At 70.6% G+C, this 19495-nt stretch carries 22 protein-coding genes and 1 pseudogene; 14 read left to right on the forward strand and 9 right to left on the reverse strand.

Features of this window, described 5'->3' with window-relative positions; translation table 11 throughout:
- The coding region (locus tag H7I41_RS12480) for an alpha/beta hydrolase fold domain-containing protein (RefSeq protein ID WP_264012902.1) at positions 1 to 496 on the forward strand (496 nt) is incomplete at its 5' end.
- On the opposite strand, the gene H7I41_RS12485 is transcribed toward H7I41_RS12480, so the two are convergent.
- Positions 478 to 1482, reverse strand: a complete 1005-nt coding sequence (locus H7I41_RS12485; RefSeq protein WP_264012903.1) for a 1-aminocyclopropane-1-carboxylate deaminase — start codon at positions 1480 to 1482, stop codon at positions 478 to 480. The genes H7I41_RS12480 and H7I41_RS12485 overlap by 19 nt on opposite strands.
- Positions 1483 to 1568: 86 nt before the next feature.
- On the opposite strand from H7I41_RS12485, the gene H7I41_RS12490 reads away from it, so the two are divergent.
- From H7I41_RS12490 to H7I41_RS12505, 4 genes are all read left to right on the forward strand, one after another.
- On the forward strand, positions 1569 to 2234 hold the full coding sequence (locus tag H7I41_RS12490; RefSeq protein WP_264012904.1) for a GntR family transcriptional regulator: 666 nt from the start codon (positions 1569 to 1571) through the stop codon (positions 2232 to 2234).
- Between the two features lie 44 nt (positions 2235 to 2278).
- Positions 2279 to 2512, forward strand: coding sequence for a Rossmann-fold NAD(P)-binding domain-containing protein (locus H7I41_RS12495; RefSeq protein ID WP_308214615.1), 234 nt, complete (start codon positions 2279 to 2281; stop codon positions 2510 to 2512).
- A 127-nt stretch (positions 2513 to 2639) separates the two neighbouring features.
- Positions 2640 to 3482, forward strand: a complete 843-nt coding sequence (locus tag H7I41_RS12500; protein WP_264012905.1) for an alpha/beta fold hydrolase — start codon at positions 2640 to 2642, stop codon at positions 3480 to 3482.
- A gap of 49 nt (positions 3483 to 3531) precedes the next feature.
- Positions 3532 to 5097, forward strand: coding sequence for a GMC family oxidoreductase (locus H7I41_RS12505; RefSeq protein ID WP_264012906.1), 1566 nt, complete (start codon positions 3532 to 3534; stop codon positions 5095 to 5097).
- Here the strand turns inward: H7I41_RS12505 and H7I41_RS12510 are convergent.
- The 3 genes from H7I41_RS12510 to H7I41_RS12520 all read right to left on the reverse strand — a co-directional run bounded on the left by H7I41_RS12510 (position 5094) and on the right by H7I41_RS12520 (position 6851).
- A complete protein-coding gene (locus H7I41_RS12510) occupies positions 5094 to 5564 on the reverse strand; it encodes an SRPBCC family protein (protein ID WP_264012907.1) in 471 nt (156 codons plus the stop codon). The two genes, H7I41_RS12505 and H7I41_RS12510, sit on opposite strands and share 4 nt — an antisense overlap.
- A gap of 79 nt (positions 5565 to 5643) precedes the next feature.
- Positions 5644 to 5961, reverse strand: coding sequence for an NIPSNAP domain-containing protein (locus H7I41_RS12515; protein ID WP_264012908.1), 318 nt, complete (start codon positions 5959 to 5961; stop codon positions 5644 to 5646).
- Positions 5958 to 6851 (reverse strand): SDR family NAD(P)-dependent oxidoreductase, encoded by an 894-nt coding sequence (locus H7I41_RS12520; protein WP_264012909.1) that lies wholly within the window; start codon positions 6849 to 6851, stop codon positions 5958 to 5960. The genes H7I41_RS12515 and H7I41_RS12520 overlap by 4 nt, the downstream gene beginning before the upstream one ends.
- A gap of 163 nt (positions 6852 to 7014) precedes the next feature.
- On the opposite strand from H7I41_RS12520, the gene H7I41_RS12525 reads away from it, so the two are divergent.
- Entirely contained in the window at positions 7015 to 7593 is a 579-nt protein-coding gene (locus tag H7I41_RS12525) for a TetR/AcrR family transcriptional regulator (protein WP_264012910.1), read from the forward strand.
- A 72-nt stretch (positions 7594 to 7665) separates the two neighbouring features.
- Positions 7666 to 8844, forward strand: coding sequence for an acyl-CoA dehydrogenase family protein (locus H7I41_RS12530; RefSeq protein ID WP_264012911.1), 1179 nt, complete (start codon positions 7666 to 7668; stop codon positions 8842 to 8844).
- Here H7I41_RS12530 and H7I41_RS12535 read toward each other — a convergent pair.
- Entirely contained in the window at positions 8839 to 9771 is a 933-nt protein-coding gene (locus H7I41_RS12535) for an LLM class flavin-dependent oxidoreductase (RefSeq protein WP_264012912.1), read from the reverse strand. The two genes, H7I41_RS12530 and H7I41_RS12535, sit on opposite strands and share 6 nt — an antisense overlap.
- A 106-nt stretch (positions 9772 to 9877) precedes the next feature.
- On the opposite strand from H7I41_RS12535, the pseudogene H7I41_RS12540 reads away from it, so the two are divergent.
- Positions 9878 to 10788: pseudogene (locus H7I41_RS12540) on the forward strand (LLM class F420-dependent oxidoreductase).
- Here the strand turns inward: H7I41_RS12540 and H7I41_RS12545 are convergent.
- A complete protein-coding gene (locus tag H7I41_RS12545; protein ID WP_264012913.1) occupies positions 10785 to 11483 on the reverse strand; it encodes a DUF427 domain-containing protein in 699 nt (232 codons plus the stop codon). The pseudogene H7I41_RS12540 and the gene H7I41_RS12545 sit on opposite strands and share 4 nt — an antisense overlap.
- Before the next feature lie 118 nt (positions 11484 to 11601).
- Between H7I41_RS12545 and H7I41_RS12550 the strand changes: the two genes are divergently transcribed.
- Together H7I41_RS12550 and H7I41_RS12555 are read left to right on the forward strand one after the other, a co-directional pair.
- Positions 11602 to 13035, forward strand: coding sequence for a WS/DGAT/MGAT family O-acyltransferase (locus H7I41_RS12550; RefSeq protein WP_264012914.1), 1434 nt, complete (start codon positions 11602 to 11604; stop codon positions 13033 to 13035).
- Positions 13036 to 13168: 133 nt separating this feature from the next.
- Positions 13169 to 13747 (forward strand): hypothetical protein, encoded by a 579-nt coding sequence (locus H7I41_RS12555; protein WP_264012915.1) that lies wholly within the window; start codon positions 13169 to 13171, stop codon positions 13745 to 13747.
- Position 13748: 1 nt separating this feature from the next.
- Here the strand turns inward: H7I41_RS12555 and H7I41_RS12560 are convergent, their stop codons facing one another.
- Positions 13749 to 14003, reverse strand: coding sequence for a DUF2631 domain-containing protein (locus tag H7I41_RS12560; RefSeq protein WP_264012916.1), 255 nt, complete (start codon positions 14001 to 14003; stop codon positions 13749 to 13751).
- A 105-nt stretch (positions 14004 to 14108) separates the two neighbouring features.
- Positions 14109 to 15458 (reverse strand): cryptochrome/photolyase family protein, encoded by a 1350-nt coding sequence (locus H7I41_RS12565; protein WP_264012917.1) that lies wholly within the window; start codon positions 15456 to 15458, stop codon positions 14109 to 14111.
- Positions 15459 to 15521: 63 nt separating this feature from the next.
- Here H7I41_RS12565 and H7I41_RS12570 point away from each other — a divergent pair, with 63 nt between their 5' ends.
- Genes H7I41_RS12570 through H7I41_RS12585 form a run of 4 tightly spaced genes read left to right on the forward strand, consistent with a single transcriptional unit; the run spans position 15522 to position 18684 of the window.
- Positions 15522 to 16403, forward strand: a complete 882-nt coding sequence (locus H7I41_RS12570) for a TIGR03619 family F420-dependent LLM class oxidoreductase (protein ID WP_264012918.1) — start codon at positions 15522 to 15524, stop codon at positions 16401 to 16403.
- A gap of 31 nt (positions 16404 to 16434) precedes the next feature.
- On the forward strand, positions 16435 to 17343 hold the full coding sequence (gene puuE, locus H7I41_RS12575; protein ID WP_264012919.1) for an allantoinase PuuE: 909 nt from the start codon (positions 16435 to 16437) through the stop codon (positions 17341 to 17343).
- Between the two features lie 37 nt (positions 17344 to 17380).
- Positions 17381 to 17857, forward strand: a complete 477-nt coding sequence (locus H7I41_RS12580; RefSeq protein ID WP_264012920.1) for a histidine kinase — start codon at positions 17381 to 17383, stop codon at positions 17855 to 17857.
- 23 nt (positions 17858 to 17880) lie between these two features.
- Complete coding sequence (locus tag H7I41_RS12585) at positions 17881 to 18684, forward strand: DUF4097 family beta strand repeat-containing protein (protein WP_264012921.1); 804 nt, start codon at positions 17881 to 17883, stop codon at positions 18682 to 18684.
- An 84-nt stretch (positions 18685 to 18768) separates the two neighbouring features.
- Here H7I41_RS12585 and H7I41_RS12590 read toward each other — a convergent pair whose 3' ends face one another.
- On the reverse strand, positions 18769 to 19359 hold the full coding sequence (locus tag H7I41_RS12590) for a fasciclin domain-containing protein (RefSeq protein ID WP_264012922.1): 591 nt from the start codon (positions 19357 to 19359) through the stop codon (positions 18769 to 18771).
- Between the last annotated feature and the right edge of the window lie 136 nt (positions 19360 to 19495).

Here is a 19495-nt window from a genome sequence, read left to right on the forward strand (position 1 = left end):
GGCCCGGGTGGCGGTCGCGGGCAGCAGCGCCGGCGGTGCGCTCGCGGCGGGGCTGGCGCAGCGCGCCGCGCGTGGCGATGTGCCTTCGGTGCTGTTTCAGCTGCTGCACCAGCCGGTCCTCGACGACCGAATGACACCGTCGCGGCGGGAGTTCGCCACCACACCCGGATTCGACAGCGCGGCGGTCGATCTCATGTGGCGGTACGTGGCGGCCGGGTTGGCGCCGCCGGACGCGGTGCCCGCCCGCACCGCCGACCTGAGCGGTGTCGCACCCGCCCTGATCACGTGCTCGGAACTCGATCCGCTGCGCGACGAGGCGATCGACTACGCCGCCCGGCTGCTGCGGGCCGGTGTGGCGACCGAGCTGCACGTGTACCCCGGCACCTGCCACGGGTTCGACTCCCTGCTTCCCGACTGGGAGCTCAGTACCCGGCTGTTCGCGTTGCAGGGCGATGCGCTGAGGCGCGCCTTCGAATGTCAGAAGACGCCGCGGTAGGCGTTCAGCGCGGGTTGTCCCCCCAGGTGGGCGTACAACACCGTGGAGTCCGGCGGGATGTCACCTGATGTGACGAGGTCGATCAACGCCGCCATCGACTTGCCTTCGTACACCGGATCCAGGATGACGCCCTCCAGCCGGCCCGTCAGCCTGATGGCGTCGACCGTCGACGCGACCGGGATGCCGTAGTAGTCGCCTGCCCAGCCTTCGAGGACAGTGACCTCCTCGCCGCGCAGGGGACGCCCCAGCCCGATCAGCTCGGCGGTTCTGTGCGCGATCCGCCCGACCTGCTCGCGCGTCTGCTCCACCTTCGCGGACGCGTCGATGCCGATCACCCGGCGCGGCCGGTCCTGGCCCGCGAAGCCGGCGATCATCCCGGCCTGGGTGGAACCCGTGACGCTGCAGACCACGATGGTGTCGAAGAACACCCCGAGTTGCTCCTCCTGTCGTTGCACCTCGTATGCCCAGTTCGCGAAGCCCAGGCCGCCCAACTCGTGATCGGAGGCGCCGGCGGGGATGGCGTACGGGATTCCGCCTGCTCGTTCGACGTCGTCGATCGCGTTGCGCCAGCTGTCTTTGAACTCGATTCCGAAGCCGGCCGGGTCGAGCCGGACGTCGGCGCCCATGATGCGGGACAGCAGGATATTGCCGACCTCATCGGCCACCGGGTCCGGCCAGTCCACCCATCTCTCCTGCACGAGAACGGCTTTCATGCCCAGCTTCGCGGCGACCGCGGCCACCTGGCGGGTGTGGTTGGACTGGACGCCACCGATCGACACCAGCGTGTCGGCCCCGCGCTTCAGTGCGTCGGGGATCAGGTACTCGAGCTTGCGTGTCTTGTTCCCGCCGTAGGCCAGACCGGAGTTGACGTCCTCGCGCTTGGCCCAGATCTGTGCGCCACCGAGGTGAGCGCTCAGCCTCGGCAACCGATGTACGGGGCTGGGGCCGAAGGTGAGGGGATGGCGTTCGAAGTCTTCGATGGGCATCCGCTCTCCTCACATTGGCGTCGCGACCGGCGACGCCCTCTGGTCAGCCGTCCACGGCGGAACGGTCGTGAGATACGATATATTGCATGCCGGTCCCGGACGAAGTCGGTAAGCACAAGAGGTCGCTGCTGCGGGAGAACGCCTACATCTCGCTGCGGGACGCCATCGTCAACGGCACGCTCGCCCCCGGCGAGAAGCTGCGCGACCCCGAACTCGAAGCATGGCTGGGGATCAGCCGCACCCCGATCCGGGAGGCGATCGCCCGGTTGGAGACAGCCGGGCTGGTCCACACCCTGCCCGGGCGTTCGACGGTCGTGGCGACCATCGAACGCAGGTCTCTGCTGGATGCGCAGGCCGTCGCCGCCGCGATGCATGCGCTCGCGGTGCGCACTGCCGTCCCGCTGATGGGGAAGCGGGAGATCGCCGCGATGGTGAAGGCGAACAAGGACTTCGCCGCCGCATTCTCGGCCGGTGAAGCGGAGTCCGCCATTCGCGCCGACGACGAGTTCCACGCGGTCGCCGTGGAAGCCAGCCAGAACCGGACGATCCCGATGGTGCTCGAGCAGGTGACCCCGGTGCTGCGGCGACTCGAATTCCTGCGCTTCTCCTCGCTGTCCGGCAGGGAGTCGATCGCGCAGCACAAGCGGATCATCGAGCTGTGTCGTCAGGGCGACGCCGATGCCGCCGCGGAGGCGACGCAGCGCAACTGGGAGACGCTGTCACTCCTGATCGACCGTCAGGAGTTCGCTTAGAAACTCCGGGGCGGCGCGCTCAGGCCGTCGACGCCTACCGGCTGATGGTCGACGAGGTGCGGGCCGCGACGATCGGCCGGGACGGCGCCCAGCCGGGAGACCCCCGGCGCGGAGTCCGCGCCGTGATCGACGCCATGGCTCAGGACGCACCTCCCCGGCGGCTGGTGCTCGGCAACGAGGGCTTCGACGCCGCGGTCAGCACCTTGGAGGCGTCGCTGGCCGAGATCCGAGATCTCGAATCGCGCTCTCGTGGAGCGGATTTCCCTCCCGAGCAATGAGCCGGACGCGGGCGCGGGCACGGGAGGCCGCGCCGTGCGCCGTGGCGCTTGACAGAACGCCATCCAAAACGCAATATATTGCATATCAACCGACGGCGACCGGTGGGTCGTCACGTGAGGAGAGATGATGAGAAGGACGTTCTTCACCACGATGACCGCAGCGGTGGCGCTGGCGACTCTCGCAGCGGGATGCGGCAGCCCGTCGGACGAGCGACGCGCAGCCGAGGTCACGGCGGCCGAGCAGTCCCCGGCGGGGGACAAGCCGACGGTGGTGCTGGTGCACGGCGCCTTCGCCGACTCGTCGAGCTGGAACGGTGTGATCGACATCCTGGAGGGCGCAGGCTATCCCGTGATCGCCGCCGCCAATCCGTTACGGGGCCTGCGCTCGGACGCTCAGTACGTCCGCAGCGTGCTGGACAGCGTTCCCGGCCCCGTGGTGCTGGCCGGCCACTCCTACGGCGGCTCGGTGATGAGCGAGGCCGCCGACGGCAGCCCGAACGTCAAGGCGCTGGTGTTCGTCGCCAGCTTCCTGCTGGAGCCCGGGGAGAGCACGGGCCAACTGGCCGCGAAGTACCCCGGAGGCGAACTGGGCCCCGCCCTGCACACCGTGACCGTCCCCGGGCCCGGCGGGGGGACCGGCGTCGACAGCTACATCAAGCAGGACGAGTTCCAGCGGGTCTTCGCCGCTGACGTCCCGCAGGACGTCGCCGTCCGGATGGCGGCCACCCAGCGGCCGATCACCACGGCCGCGCTGGAGGAGCCCGCCACGGCGGCGGCCTGGAAGACGATCCCGTCCTGGAATATGGTGACCACCCAGGACCTCGCCATCCCCGCGGCCTCCATGCGGTTCATGGGCGAGCGCGCGAAGGCCCACAGCGTGGACATCGAGGCGTCCCACGCGGTCACCGTCTCCCGGCCCGACGCCGTCGCCGACCTGATCGAGCAGGCCGCGACCGCTACCACCCGCTGATCGCCTGCCGCACAACGCGGTTGAACCGACCACAGATGAGAGGAACCCGATGGACGTCGCAGGCGTCGACGGCGACGGCCGGTTCGACTACGTCGTGATCGGCGGCGGGTCCGCCGGCTGCGTGATCGCCGCCCGGCTCAGCGAGGACCCCGCCGCCCGGGTGCTGCTGCTCGAATCCGGTTCGGGCGACAGCAGGCCCGAGATCGCCGCGCCGCCGGCGTGGCCGGCGTTGTGGGGCACCGACGTGGACTACGCCTACCGCACCGTCGCACAGCCGGGCACCGCCGGGCGGGAACACGACTGGCCACGCGGGCACACCCTCGGCGGCAGCGGCAGCATCAACGCGATGGTGTACCTGCGTGGCCACCCGAACGACTTCGACAGCTGGGCGAAGTCCGGGTGTACGGGCTGGGACCACGATTCGGTGCTGCCCTACTTCCGCCGGATGGAGACCGTCGGCGGCCGGGATCCGCACCACCGCGGGACCGACGGGCCGTTGTCGCCGGCGCCCGCCGCGGCCCCGGACGCCAACCCGCTGTCCCAGGTGTTCCTCGACGGTGCGGCGGCCGCGGGGTTCCCGCTCACCGACGACATGAACGGGGCGGACGCCGAGGGTGCGGGCTGGCACGACCTGTCGATCACCGGCGGGACCCGGCAGAGCACCGCATCGGCCTACCTGCATCCGGTGCGGGGCAGACCGAATCTGACCGTCGCCACCTCGTCGCGCGCACTCACGCTGCGCTTCGACGGACACCGCTGCACGGGAGTTGATTTCGTGCGTCGCGGCCGGCACATGACCGCGCACGCCGACGCCGAGGTGGTGGTCAGCGCCGGCGCCGTCGACTCTCCACGGCTGCTGCTGCTGTCCGGCGTCGGCGCCGCCGCCGAACTCGAGTCCGCCGGCGTCCGCGCCGTGCACGACCTGCCCGGGGTCGGTCGCAACCTGCACGATCACCCGCTGTGCCCGGTCGTTCACGAGGCGGCGCGGCCGATTCCCGTCGGCCGGACCAACCATGCCGAGACGTCGATGCTGTGGCGCAGCGACGCGTCGCTGGGCGGACCGGACATGCAGCTGATGTTCATCCACGTGCCGTTCCACCCGCCGCACCTGGCCGCCCCGGCGAACAGCTACACCTTCGCCATCGCCACGGTGCCCGACGCCCGCGGCTCGATCCGCATCGCGAGTGCGGATCCGGCTGCTCCGCCGTTGATCGACCCGAACTACCTCGGCGAGGAATCCGACGTGCGCCGGCTGATGCACGGGATGGAGGTGGCGCGCGACATCGCAACGGGCCAAGCCTTCGCGCCCTGGCGGGCCCGTGAGGTGCTGCCCGGGCCTGCGGTCCGCGATGCGGCGGCGTTGCGCGCCTACGTGCGTCACGCCACCAGCACGTACTACCACCCCGTCGGCAGCTGCGCGATGGGCACCGGCCCCGAGGCGGTGGTGGATACGGACCTGCGGGTGCACGGGCTGACCGGGCTGCGGGTGGCCGACGCCTCGGTGATGCCGAAGATCCCGTCGGTCAACACCAACGTCGCGACGATCATGATCGGTGAGAAGGCCGCCGACCTGATCCGGGGCCGATCACCCGCCCTCGGCCTGCGCGCCGGCTAACCGGCGAGCTCGCGCGCGACGGCCGCGTGATAGGCGTCGATGTGCGCCGGGTTGACGATGCGGAAGAAGTTGTCCGACAACGGCGCATCGCGGTACGCCTCGATCGTCATGGTGCGGGTGAACAGCGTGGTGTCCGGCGCCGGTCGGGTGAAGCGGTACTCGACGGCCATCCGGCCCTCGAGGCCGCCGTCGCCGTCGCCGCCGGCTCCCAGGCGGCCGACGGAGTGGAACACCCAGACCCGCGGGCGCGCGGCGACGGCCAGTTGCCACGTGAACACGCGGTCGTGCGTCGGGTGGGCCTCCTTCCACGTGTCACCGACCCGCAGGGGCAGCTCGTCGGGGACACCGCTGATCCGCGGCCCGCCCGGATAGGTCCTGGCCCAGTTGGCCGGATCGGTGACGAAGTCGTACACCGCCTCGGCCGGCTGGGTGAACAGTGTCTCGGAACTGGTGGTCACGATGCCCAATGGGAATGCCTTCCTCGCGCGGTCCGCCGGTGGCCAGCCTATACGAGGCGTTACACTCGCCTTCAGAAGTGTCACACCGTTATCTGAGTGGCGACGCCGCGATCGGTTCCAGGGTCACCGTCTGCTCAGAGATGATCGACGAGACGGCGAACTCGGCATGGTCCTCGGCGAAATCGCGACTGGCCCGGTAATCCTCTGCAAGTCGTGTCGGGTCCTCGCCGGGCGGATAGCCGACGAGCGCCATGACTCGGCAACCGTCCGCGGTGGTGTCTGTCCAGACGCCGTGAACGACGATGCCGTACCTGCGCAGGGTGTGGATGTGGCGGGGCCAGAAGATCGTGGTGTAGCGGCGCAGCGCCGTTGCGTCGGCCAGGGTGTAGATGCGGAGTTCGGTCATCGCGCCCGCTCATGGCGGTTGTCGTGGCCGAGGGGGTCCGCCTGGTCGGCCGTGATGTCGTCGGCGGCGGTGGAGATGCTGAGCGCCTTCGACTTCTCGTCGGCCGCAAGGAGTTCCCGTCCGGCGGCTGTGGCGTATCGGTAGGCGTCCGGGCCGACCAGGAGCCGGGCGGGCGGTTCGGCCGTGTCGACGATCTGCAGCACGAGCGCGGCGACTTTGACCGGGTCACTGGCGCCGAGGTTCGTCGAACTGCTCACGGCGGCAGCGGCGCCGACGGTCGACGCGTACTCGTCGCGGATGGTGTCGACGTGCATGGAGGCGCCCGCCCAGTCGGTCCGCATGCCGCCGGGCTCCAGAACGGTGACCTTGATTCCGACCGGGGCCACCTCCTGAGCGAGCACGCCGGAGAACCCGGTGACCGCCCACTTGGCCGACTGGTAGGCGGCCAGGCCGGGCCGGACGACTCGGCCGCCCACCGAGGAGATCTGCACGACGTGACCGCTGCGCTGAGTGCGCATGATGGGCAACGCCGCTCGAGTCAGGCGCACCACTCCGAAGAAGTTCGTGTCGATCTGGGTTCGGAAGTCCTCGAAGTCGACATCCTCGATCGCCCCCATGTTGGCGTAGCCGGCATTGTTGACCAGCACGTCGAGCCGGCCGAATCGCTCGACTGCCATCGCCGTCGCGGTGCGGACGTCATCCTCGTCGGTGACGTCGAGTCGGACGACGGCGAGGGTGTCGGGATACTCGTCTGCGAGATCGTCCAGAGCCGAGGCGGTACGCGCACCGGCGACGACACTGTGCCCCGCGGCCAATGCGGCGCGGGTGATGGCACGCCCCAGTCCGCGGGAAGCACCCGAAATGAGGAAGACGAGTGGTGGTGTGGTCATGACAGTTCCCTTCGTTGTCGAACGTGTCGTCTCACGAGATGGCGCGGACGGTGCCGCCGTCGACATCCCATCTCCGCGACGATTCTCCTTGGATCTACAGTCGTAGACTTCGCGTATGTATACATACGTAGACTCGGCCGGATCAATTCCCTAACGTAGAGGGATGCCGACTGTTCCAGCGCGATCCCGTGACGCCGCCGCGACCCGGGAGGCGATCCTGAACTCGGCCATCCGGCATTTCGCGAGGGCGGGCTACGACGGTGTCGGCGTGCGCGAGATCGCCCGCGATGCCGGGGTCACCGCGATGATGGTGAACAGGTACTTCGGCACCAAGGAGCGGTTGTTCGCAGAGGCGGTCGACGTCTCGTTCGCACCGCCGGTGTTCGTCGCCGCCGGCGTCGACGCCCTGGCCCGCAGCACCGCCGCTGCGCTGGTCGCTCGTTCCGAGCCGGATGTCGATGGCCTGGAACCGTTCTTCATCATGCTGCGGTCGGCCTCGAATCCGCGTTGCGCCGAAATCGTTCGCGACGCGATCGAGCGCCATGTGGGCAAACGACTGACCGGACAGCTGCCCGCGCCGGGACGCCGCCTCCGCGGCGACGTCGTGCTGTCCGTGATCAGCGGAGTGCTGCTGATGCGCCGCGTCGTCGGTGTACGCGCGCTGAACGGCCGACAGGCCGATCGGCTCGAGAACCTTTTGGCTGCGGTGTTCGACGCCATCATCGACACCGACCTGAATTGAGAAGCCACCTGAACCGACCCCTTACACTTGCGCGTAGGTTTGTCACGCTGTGGAAACTGACGGGAGCCGTGGATGGACTTCTCGCGGGTCGAACTGGACGACGGCGACCGCGCCTTCCAGGATGAGCTGCGGGCGTTCCTGACCGCCGTGGTGACCGAGGACGTGATCGCCCGCGACCGGCTGACGGGTGAGAACTTCGACGAGGCGGTGCATCTCGCGCTCGGCGCCGCAGGCTACCTCGCCCGCGACTTCACGGCGGCGAGCGACGGCGGCTTCACCGCGGTGCAGCGGCGGATCTGGGAACTCGAGGTCGGCCGCGCCCACACCCCGTGGTTCCACTGGCCCACCACGGCGATGGTCGCCCACAGTGTCGTCCGGTTCGGATCGGCGGAGTTGCGCGACGAGGTGCTGCCGAAGGTGCTGTCGGGCCACCGCCGGCTGTGCCTCGGCTACACCGAACCCGAGGGCGGTTCGGACGTGGCCACCTGCAAGACCCGCGCGGTCCGCGACGGTGACGGCTGGATCATCAACGGTGCGAAGATGTTCACGTCCAACGCACAGAACGCGCACTACGTCTTCCTGATCACCAACACCGATCCCGGCGCCGCCAAACACCAGAGCCTGACGATGTTCCTGGTGCCGCTGGACTCGCCGGGTGTGGAGATCCAGCCGCTGCGGACCGTCGACGGCGACCGCACCAACATCACCTTCTACAGCGACGTGCGGGTGTCCGACAGGTACCGGGTCGGTGAGGTCAACGGCGGCTGGACGGTGCTGCGCGACGCGCTGCACGCCGAACACGGCACCGTCGAACGTGACGCGGGGGGACTGTCGAAGCTGGCGACGATGTCGGAACACCTGCTGGTGACGGCCGAGGCGGTCGACGCCGTCGCCGCGGCGGTCGCCGAACCCGGCGCCGACGGGGGCCGTCTCACCGACGACGGCTCGGTGTGTCACCGGCTGGGCCGGGCGGTCGCCCGGCTCGAGGCGGCGATGAGCACGCCGCAGATGTACGGGCGGGTGGCCATTGCGCAGACCATGCGCGACATCTCGCCCGACCTGATGGACGTTCTCGGCGTGGCGGGCGCCCTGCCGGCGGACACCGCGGGCAACGGGGGAGCGGAGTACATCTTCCGGCTGGCCGGCCCCACCGGCATCTACGGCGGAACCCTCGAGGTGTTCCGCAACATGATCGCCCAGCAGGCCCTCGGGCTCGGCCGGCCGAACTACTCGCCGGCCCGCACGTCATAGCGCGGCGATCACCGAGGAGGCCAGCAGGTCCAGCGTCGCGTCGGACGCCCGGTCGTGAGTGAACAACACCACCTGGGTGAAGCCGAGCTCGCGCAGCTCGTGCAACCGGTCGACGATGGCGGGCGCGGTACCCACCAGGCCGCCGTCGTGCAGACCGAAACCGGCTCCACCGAAACGTTTCTCGGCCAGCGTCCGAACCTCGGGCAGGGCGGCGTCGTCGGGGGTCAGCGCCATCACCGCCTCGACCGACATGACGATCGACGCCGGGTCGCGACCGATGTCGGCGCAGGCGGACCGCAACGCCGCGACCTTGCGCTCCAGGTCGCCGAGCGCGTACGTCGGGACGTTCCAGACGTCGGCATAGCGGGCGACCAGCGGCAGGGTGTAGCGCTCGCCCACCCCGCCCACCACGATGGGCGGCCGCGGGCGCTGCACCGGCCCGGGCTTCACCGGCATGTCCCGGACCGTGAAGTGCTCGCCGCTGAAGTCGATGCGCTCGTCGGCGAAGGCCTGGTGCAGGATCTCGAGCGTCTCGCCCAGGCGTTGCGAGCGCTCCGCGAAGGTGCCCCACGGCAACCCGGTGCGCTCGTGCTCGTCGGCGATGGAGCCGCTGCCGATGCCCAGCTGCAGCCGGCCCGCCGAGATCTGGTCGAGCGTGGTGGCCATCTTGGCCAGCACCGCCGGGTGGCGGAACTGGTTGCACAGCACCATGTGTCCGACCCGCAGCCGCTCGGTGCGGCTGAGCAGCGCCGTCGCCAGTGTCCACGCCTCCAGTGACGGGTAGTCCGGAGCGCCCGGCCCGTAGAGGTGGTCGTAGAGCCACAGCGTGCCGATTCCCGCCTGCTCGCAGCGCTGCGCGCGGTGCAGCACGTCGGCGTAGGAGAAGCCGATCTGCGGCACGTAGACCCCGATGTCGAGGTCGGTCATGGCCGGCCGGCCGGAGTGAAACTCTCGTTATTCATCAGCGAGAATCGTATTCTCCGGAGAACGCCCCCACAACGCAGCCGACTCGACGTGTCCCGAAAGGCCGACGATGCACTTCGCGATCACCCATCCGATGCACACCCACCCGTACAACCCGGAGCTGGTGACCGGAGCCGGGGTGGCGAAGGTCGCGGTGGCCGCCGAGGCGGCCGGGTTCAGCGGGTTCGGCTTCACCGACCACCCCGCGCCCACGCAGCGGTGGCTGGAGGCCGGCGGCCATGACGCGCTCGACCCGTTCGTGGCGATGGCCTTCGCCGCGGCCCACACCACGACGCTGCGGCTGGTGCCCAACATCGTCGTGCTGCCCTACCGGAACCCGTTCGTGGTGGCCAAGGCGGGCGCCACGCTGGACCTGCTGTCCGACGGACGCTTCACGCTCGCGGTCGGGGTCGGCTACCTCAAGCGCGAGTTCGCCGCGCTCGGCGTCGACTACGAGAACCGCACCACCCTGTTCGAGGAAGCGCTGGCGACCATCCGCGCGGCGTGGACGTCGGACGACTTGAGCCTCGAGGGCACTGGCTTCACCGCCACGGGCATCACCGCCCACCCGCGGCCGGTAACGCGGCCGCACCCGCCGGCGGGAACACCGCGGCCGCGCGCGACCGGGTGGTGCGCTACGGCGACGGCTGGTGCCCGTTCGCGGCGCCCGCCCAGCTGGCCAAGACCGCGCGCACGGCGGCACTCGACTCCGTCGACGCGCTCGGCGCCGCTGTCGAGGACCTGCGCCGGCGAGCGGAGTCGGCCGACCGCGACCCCGCCACGCTGGACGTGGCGTTCAACAACCGCGAAGGCGGCGACCCGGGTTCAGCGGACTTCGACGCCGCCGCGTACCTCGCCGGTGTCGAGAAGCTCGCGGCGGTGGGCGTCACGTGGATCCAGGTGACCGTCCCCGGCGACAGCCTGGCGCATGCCTGCGAGGCCGTCGAGCGATTCGGCGCCGAGGTGATCGACCGGGTCTAACACCCGCAGCCTGTGCCGGTCTCGGGCAACTCGGCGAGCATCTCGGCGCGGGAGCCGTCGAAGCTCAGATGGTCGGCGATCGGCAGGCACTCCGGCGGCGGATCCGGGTAGCTCCACGCGACATCCGCCACGACGTCCCCGTCGGCCGTGACCGCCGACCAGTAGGTGGCCCAGCCCTTGTAGTTGCAGTAGCTCGTCGTGTCGCTGCGCCGCAGCAGGTCCGTGCGGACCCGGTCCGGGTGCACGTAGAGCACCGGCGCCAGGGCGGTCTCGAACACGGCGACCGTGTCGACGGTGTCGACCAGCACCGTGCCCGCCACGCTGACGCGCAGGCCGCGCCGGCCCGGGCGGCAGTCGACGCGGTGGTACGGATTGGGCGGGTAGTGCACGAGTTCGCGGCCCTCCTCGATCCACCGGTCGACCGCGCCCCACGGGACATGGACGTAACCCGGCGCCTCGTCGACCGGATGGTGTGGCAGCGCGTTCACCACCGCCTCGGGGAAGGCGTAGCTCAGCGGCAGGCCGCCGCGATGCACCAGCAGGGCCGCCTCGGTGTCGATCACGGTCTTTCCCTGCGCCACCGCCTGGATGCGGCGAGGATGGGGTTCGACGAACACCGTGCCGGGACTCACCGGCGGGTGGAACCAACCTGCGGGATCGGCGCTGAGCGGGCCGCGACCGGTGACGAGGCTCATGCGCCGAGATTACAGACGGCCGACGGAGTGTCTCGTCGCCGTCGCGTCGGCGCCGTGCGTGCGGTGTAGGCCGCGCCGGTTGCGGGCACACCGTAGTGGGGCGACGAATGGGGGACGCGTGAGACGGCTTAACGGCGTGGACGCGCTGATGTTGTACAGCGAGACGCCCGAAATCCACATGCACACAATGAAGATCGGCATTCTCGACGTGTCCGGTGTGCCGGGCGGATTCAGCATGGAGATGTTCCGCCGCGTCGCAGGCCCGCGCCTGCAGGCGTTGACACCGCTGCGCCTGCAGCTCGTCGACATCCCACTGCGGGTGCACCATCCGATGTGGTGCGAGAACGCCGAGATCGACCTCGACTACCACGTCCGGTCGGTGCGGGTGCGCGATCCCGGCGGCCGCCGGGAACTCGACGAACTGATCGGCCAGATCGCCAGCACGCCGCTCGACCGCAGCCGTCCGCTGTGGGAGATGTACATCGCCGAGGGGCTGGCCGACGACCGCATCGCCATCATCCACAAGGTGCACCACGTGCTCGCCGACGGCACCGCGTCCGCCAACCAGATGGCCAGAGCGCTGGCGCCCGACGCACCGCCGGAGACGTCCGTTGTCGCCAGTCCGCCGGAGTTGCGGACGACCGGCAGCCTGCTCGCAGCCGCAGGCCGCGACCACGCCCGGCTGTTGCGCCGGCTGCCCCGGCTGATGCGCGAGACCGTGGCGGGCGTCGCGCAGGTGCGCAGGCATGTCAAGGACCGTGGCGGCCATCCCGACCTGGCGCGCAACTTCGCGCCGCCACCGACGTTCATCAATCACGTGGTCTCACCGGTACGCCGCTTCGCCACCACGCCGCTGGCGCTCGCCGACGTGAAGGAGGCCGCGTCGGCGCTGGGCGTCACGCTCAACGACGTGGTGCTGGCGGCGGTGTCGGGGGCGTTGCGCGAGCTGCTGCTGCGCTATGACGGCAAGGCCGACCAGCCGCTGATCGCGGGTGTGCCGGTGAGCATCGACCCCTCGCCGGATCGACTGGTGGGCAACGAGTTCAGCTATCTGACGCCGTCGCTGCCGACCCACGTCGACGACGTCGGCGAGCGGGTCCGGCTGACGGCGCTGTCCACGTCGATCGCGAAGGAGACCCACCGGCTGCTCGGCCCGACGGTGGTCGCGTCATGGCTGAACTACCTGCCGCCGCAGGTCACGCCGCCGCTGTTCCGCTTCCAGGGCAGGCGGGTGGAGTCGAGCACCATCATGAACCTGACCGTCTCGAACGTCCGCGGCCCTGCGCGTCCCGGCCGGGTGGAGGGGGCGGCGGTCACCGAGATCTACTCGGTCGGTCCGCTGGTGGCGGGCAGCGGGATGAACATCACCGTGTGGAGTTACGTCGACCAGCTCAACGTCTCGGTGCTCACCGACGACCGCACGCTGGCCGATCCGCACGAAGCCACCGACGCCATCCGCCGGGCGTTCTGCGAAATCCGCGCCGCGGGCGGTATTTCCAGCCCACTGACCCCGACCGTCGACACCTTGCCGCTCGCCGCGGCCGTGGGCTAGCACCACCGGGGGCGCGCCGGGCCGGGGGCCGTCACGACGTCGCAGGCAGCTGACAAAACTGTAACGGCGCTTTACAGAATGCGGTTCGAATGTCACGCTGAGGGCGCCGGTCGACCAGTGAACGGAGCTGCCCATGGCCACCCAGTCCGCGCGCACCGACGGGGACCTGCGCCGAGGTCGCCCGGATGTGCGCGACATCGGCTCCACCAGCAGGTTGGTGCGCTACCGGCTCGACGTGCTGGCGGTCGACGCGACCGATGCCGCACGATCCGCGGGCGGCTGGCTGTTCGACCGCGCGATGGCCGGCTGGCAGGTCAACGTGCTGGTCGCCGACGCCCGCGAGACGCGGCCGATGCAGATTCTCGGTGCGAGGGTCCTCGATCTCGGCGCCGCGCTCGAATCCGTGGTGGCCGACCCCGAGCACGCGGCCGGATTGGCGGTCTCTGCGGCGGCGCTCGCCGACGAGCGAGTCCTCGACGCGGTGCAGGAGCTGCTCGCCACTGGCAGGACCGAGGTCGCGATGTGGGGCGGGCACTGGCCGGACCGGTTCGGCGGCGCCGACGCCGTCGGCTACCGGTTGAGTGCCGCGGCGCGGGTGTTCAAGACCCACGCCATGGCGGCGGCGGGCATCGACACCCCGGTCGGGACCGTCGAGAGCATGAAGCGGGGCGGCTACCGCCCGATCGACTCCGACCTGGTGCCGATCGATTGACTCAGCGGATCCAGCCGCGGCGGCGCAGCCACCAGTCCCGCGCCACCCAGGCGACGAGGACGGCGGCGAAGCCGATGACGAACCAGTCCTCCACGCGGCCGACGTGGTTGCCGCGCAGCATCGTCAGCAGGAACCCGGCCGCCAGCAGCAGCCCGATGTGGATGATGCGGTGGTTCTCCTTGCTCCAGCCCCACTCGGCGGAGGGCACATCTTCGACGTCGACGCCGGTGTGTCGTTCCACTTCGGTGCTGGCCACGGAGTGCTCCTCACGGTCGGGCTGGGCAACTGCCCATGATTCTGGCACATCGCCGCGGGCGTACGACAGAGCGTCGTACAGGCCCGGCCGCGGCCGGCGGGCAGCTCACCCGAGATCGGCGTACCGGCGCAGCGCCTCGGCGCGTTCCGTGGCGTGATCGACGATCGGCTCCGGATAACCGGCAGGCCGCCGATCGGCAGGGGTATGCACGTCGGCGTCCACCGGCAGGTCGGCCAGCTCGGCGACCCAGCGCCGGATGTACGTGCCGTCGGGATCGAACTTCCTGCCCTGGGTGGTCGGGTTGAACACCCGGAAGTACGGCGCCGCGTCGGTGCCGCTGCCCGCGGTCCACTGCCAGCCGTGCTGGTTGTTGGCCATGTCGCCGTCGACGAGCTGCTCGAGGAACCACCGGGCACCCCACTGCCACGGCAGGTGCAGGTCCTTGACCAGGAACGAGGCCACGATCATCCGTACCCGGTTGTGCATCCAGCCGATCTGGGCGAGCTGGCGCATCCCCGCGTCGACGATCGGGAAGCCGGTCCGCCCGTTCTTCCACGCCTCGAAGGCCTTCTCGGCCTCTGCACCCTCGTCGGTCTTGATCGCGTCGAATCCGCGGTTCCAGTTCCACCACACGCTGTGCGGCCACTCGTGCAGCACCGAGGCGTAGAAGTCGCGGAACGCGAGCTCGCGCAGGTATGCCTGGCCGCCCTTGCCGCGGCCGAGATCGCCGACCATCGACCGCGGGTGGATGGTGCCGAACTTCAGGTGCGCCGACATCCGGCTGGTGTTGTCGAGATCGGGCCGGTTGCGGTCGTCGGCGTAGCCGCGCAGCGCGGCGCCGACGAACTCCTCCCACTGCGCGCGCGCGGCGCGCTCGCCCGCGGGCAGGTCGAGGGCGACACCGTCGTCGGGGATGTCGACCCCACCGGGCGCGTCGGCCGGATCGATCCACTTCGCCGACTCCGGACCGGTCCGCGCCGGCGCCCGCCAGCCGTGCTTGCGCCACGCGGCGAAGAACGGGGTGAAGACCTTGTACGGTTCGCCGTCGCCCTTGGTCACCCGGCCGGGCGCCACGAGATACGGCGAGCCGGATGCCTCCAGCGGCACACCGTCGCCGATGCCGTTCAGCGCATCGCGCACGGCGTCGTCGCGGCGCCTGCCGAAGGGCGTGTAGTCCGCCGAGACGTGCACCGACGTCGCCCCGACGGCCTCGACCAGCCCGGGTATCCGCTCCTCGGGGCGACCGCTGACGACCAGCAGCCGGCCGTCCAGGTTGTCCCGCAGCTCGCGCAGCGCGTCGTGCAGGTACTGCAGCCGCCGCGGTCCGGAGGAGCGGGCGAGCCGCGGATCGAGCACGTAGCAGGCGAGCACCTCGCCGTCGGGCTGCGCGGCGTCGAGCAGCGGCGGCAGATCGTGCAGCCGAAGGTCGCGGCGGAACCACAGCAGTGTCGGCATGTCTGTGATGCTGCCCTCAACCGGCGCGCGGGAAACACCGTGGGACTGACGGAAGGATGACGTATGCAGTTCTGGAGCGGGGCGACGTTCCTGGAGACGACCGAGGCCATCGCCGTCGCGAAGATCCTCGACGAGACCGGGTTCGACGGCATGGTGTGCTCGGACCACATGGTCTACCCCCGCGAACTGTCGTCACCGTACCCGGACTCGCCGACCGGCAAGCCGATGTGGGCGCCGGACACCGCGTGGCCGGACTCCTGGGTGCTCATCGGCGCGATGGCCGCCGTCACGACGAATCTGCGGTTCGGCAACGCCGTCTACATCGCGCCCGCCCGCCCGCTGATCGAGGTCGCCAAGGTGGTCGCCACCGCGGCGGTGGTGTCGCAGGGCCGGGTGTCGCTGGGTGTCGGCGCCGGCTGGATGCGCGAGGAGTACGCGCTGATGGGGCAGGACTTCGCGACCCGCGGCAGGCGGCTCGACGAGATGATCCCCGCGCTGCGGGCGCTGTGGCGCGGCGGCTGGGTGTCGTGGCGGGGCGAGCACTACGACGTGCCCGAACTGATGCTCGAACCGCACCCGCCCGCGCCGGTGCCGATCCTGTGCGGCGGTGAGTCCGAGGCGGCGCTGCGCCGTGCGGCGAGGTTGTGCGACGGCTGGGTCGGCTACGCCTACGCCTGGGACGACGCGGTCCGCTACGTCGACCGGCTGACCGCACTGCGGCGCGAGTACGGCCGCGACGGCGAGCCGTTCGAGGTACTGCTGGCGTTGCGCGAGCAACCCACCCCCGATCTGTACCACCGTGCCCGCGACGCAGGCATCACCGCGGTGATGTGCGCGCCGTGGCTCGGCCCCGGCGGCGCGGCCGGTGCCGGCGAGCACCCGGACGACCGCTTCCGCCGACCGATCGAGCGGTTCGCCGAGGACGTCATCGCCAAGGTGCGCTGACGCCGGCCCCGCCTGCTGCCACAATCCCGGCATGACGCCTGACGGCTACCCGAGGGACATGGTCGGATACGGCGCGCACCCGCCGCATCCGCAGTGGCCCGGCGGCGCCAACATCGCCGTGCAGTTCGTCCTCAACTACGAGGAGGGTGCCGAGAACAACGTGTTGCACGGCGATCCGGCGTCCGAGACGTTCCTCTCGGAGATCGTCGGCGCCCAGCCGTTCCCGAACCGGCACATGAGCATGGAGTCGCTCTACGAGTACGGATCGCGGGCGGGGCTGTGGCGGGTGCTGCGGGTGTTCGACCGGCGCGGACTGCCGCTCACCGTGTTCGGGGTCGCCGACGCGCTGGCCCGCAACCCCGAGGCGGTCGCGGCGTTCCTCGCCCGCGGCGACGAGATCGCCTGCCACGGCCTGCGCTGGATCAGCTATCAGCTCGCCGATCCCGACGTCGAGCGCGACCACATGGCCCGGGCGGTCCGCCTGCTGACCGAGCTCACCGGCGCCGCGCCTGCCGGCTGGTACACCGGGCGCGACTCGCCGCACACACGGCGACTGGTGGTCGAGCACGGCGGATTCCTCTACGACTCCGACTCCTATGCCGACGACCTGCCGTACTGGACCACCGTGGACGGCCGGGCGCACCTCGTGGTGCCGTACACCCTCGACACCAACGACATGCGTTTCGCCACGCCGGGCGGATTCCCCAGCGGCACCGAGTTCTTCACGCACCTGCGCGACGCGTTCGACGTGCTGTACGCCGAGGGGGCGGCAGGCGCACCGAAGATGCTGTCGATCGGCCTGCACTGCCGGCTGGTGGGCCGGCCGGCCCGAACGGCGGCGCTCGAGCGCTTCCTCGATCACGTGCAGGGCCACGACCGGGTGTGGATCACCCGGCGGGTGGACATCGCCCGGCACTGGGCGAGCCGGTTCCCAACGTGACATTGCGGTGATGTCATAGTGGTGTCATGATGACATCATGAATTTGCAGCCCTACGTCGACACGGTGCGCCGCGAGCTCGACGTCGCCGCCCGCGCAGGCGGGCCGGACGCCGCCGAACTCGCCGACCGGCTGACCGCTCCACTCGAGTCCGCGCTGCGCCTGGCGCTGCTGGAGGCGCTCTCCGAGGCGGCCGAGCTGATCACCCGCGAGTTGGCGCCCGGCTCCGTCGACGTCCGGCTGCGCGGCCGCGACCCCGACTTCACGGTCACCCATGCCGAGCCGTCCGAGCCGCCACCGGCGCCCACCGGCCCCGAACCGGACGACGAGGGCGGCACCTGGCGCGTCACCCTGCGACTGCCCGAGAGCATGAGGCCGGGAGTGGACGCGGCAGCGCGCGAAGCCGGGGTGTCGGTCAACGCCTGGCTGGTGCGTGCGGTGGCAGGCGCGCTCGCGCCCCAGCGGGGCCGCCCCCGCCCGCCTTCCGGCAAGTCCTTCAGCGGCTGGGTCCGCTGACACCCGCGACAAGAGGAGATCCGATGCCCAGTTTCCCGACACCAGAACCGATCGTCGCCCACATCGAGGTGGTCGCCGGGTCGGTACGGCTCACCGCGGGCGACCGCCTCGACACCGTGGTCGAGGTCCGGCCCCGCGATCCGTCCCGCGCCTCCGACGTGCGGGCCGCCGAGCACGCCCGCGTCGAGTTCGGCAACGGCCGGCTCACGGTCGCCGCCGGCCCGAAGATGCTCGCGCTGGGCCGCGGCGGAGCGGTGAACGTCGACATCGCCCTGCCCTCGCGCTCACGGCTGCAGGCATCGACGGCCTCGGCCGACGTGCACGCCGACGGCCTGCTCGGCGACTGCCGATTCTCGTCGGCGAGCGGGCGGGTCACACTCGACGCCGTCGAGGGAGATCTCAAGGCGGACACCGCTTCCGGAGACGTCGGCGCCACCAGCGTGCTGGGCTGCGTGTCGATCTCGACCGCCTCGGGCGACGCGGTCGTGCAGGCCCTCGACGGCGAGCTGAACTTCCAGGCGGCCAGCGGCGGGCTGACTGTCGGGTCGCTGCGCGGCAACGCACGAGCGCAGACCGCTTCCGGCTCGACGGTCGTGACCACCGCCGTCAACGGCTCGCTGAGCGCGCGGACCGGCAGCGGTGACGTCGAGATCGGCGTGCCGCACGGCACCGCGGCCCGTCTCGACGTCAGCACCTCCTCCGGCGCGGTCCGCAACCGCCTGCAGCCGTCGGACGGCCCCGCCGACGGCGACCGAACCCTGGATGTGCACGCGCGCACCGGGTCCGGCGACATCGTGGTGCGTCGCTTCGACCCGGCGATGGGCTGACCGGCTCGTCAAGGCCTTGGAGCGCAGACGTCCCCCGCCACAGGGGGGAACGTGGCGGGGGACGGGTTCAGTGCCGGGTGGTCATCACGCCGGCGGCATCAGCACCGTGTCGATCATGTAGACGGTGGCGTTGGCGGTCTGCACGCCGCCGCACACCACCGACGCGTCGTTGACCTTGAGGTCGTTGCCCTGACCGGTCACCGTCACGTCGGCGCCCTGCACCGTCTTGTGCATGCCGACCACCTGCGCGGGCTCGGCCCGGCCGGGGACGACGTGGTAGGTCAGGATGTTGGTGAGCAGCGGCCCGTCGGTCTTGAGCTTCTCGATGGTCGCCGGGTCGATCTTGGCGAAGGCCGCATCGGTGGGGGCGAACACCGTGAACTCGCCGCCGTTGAGGGTGTCGACCAGGTTCACCTGAGGATTGAGCTGCCCGGACACCGCCTGGGTCAGGGTCTTCAGCATGGGGTTGTTCGACGCGGCCGTCGCGACCGGCTCCTGGGCCATGCCCATCACCGAGCCGGGACCGGTCGGCACCTGCTGCGCGTAGCCGGCGCAGCCCGGCCCCACCAGGCCGGTGGCCGGATCGGCGGTCGCGACCGCGGCACCGCTCAGGGACAGACCCACCGCGGCAACCGCCGCACATCCTGCTCCGGCAACCTTCTTCGTGAGATTCATCGACTCGCGCTCCTTTTCGTCATGGGGCGACAGGTGTCGCCGTCCTCGTCACTTCGACTGCTATTCGGCACCGATCGGCTCACGGATGGGTAATGGACTCAACGGATTTCGAATACCGGCAGCGAGGTGCGGCGGT

Source organism: [Mycobacterium] manitobense, from assembly GCF_025821665.1.
Taxonomy (GTDB): domain Bacteria; phylum Actinomycetota; class Actinomycetes; order Mycobacteriales; family Mycobacteriaceae; genus Mycobacterium; species Mycobacterium arseniciresistens.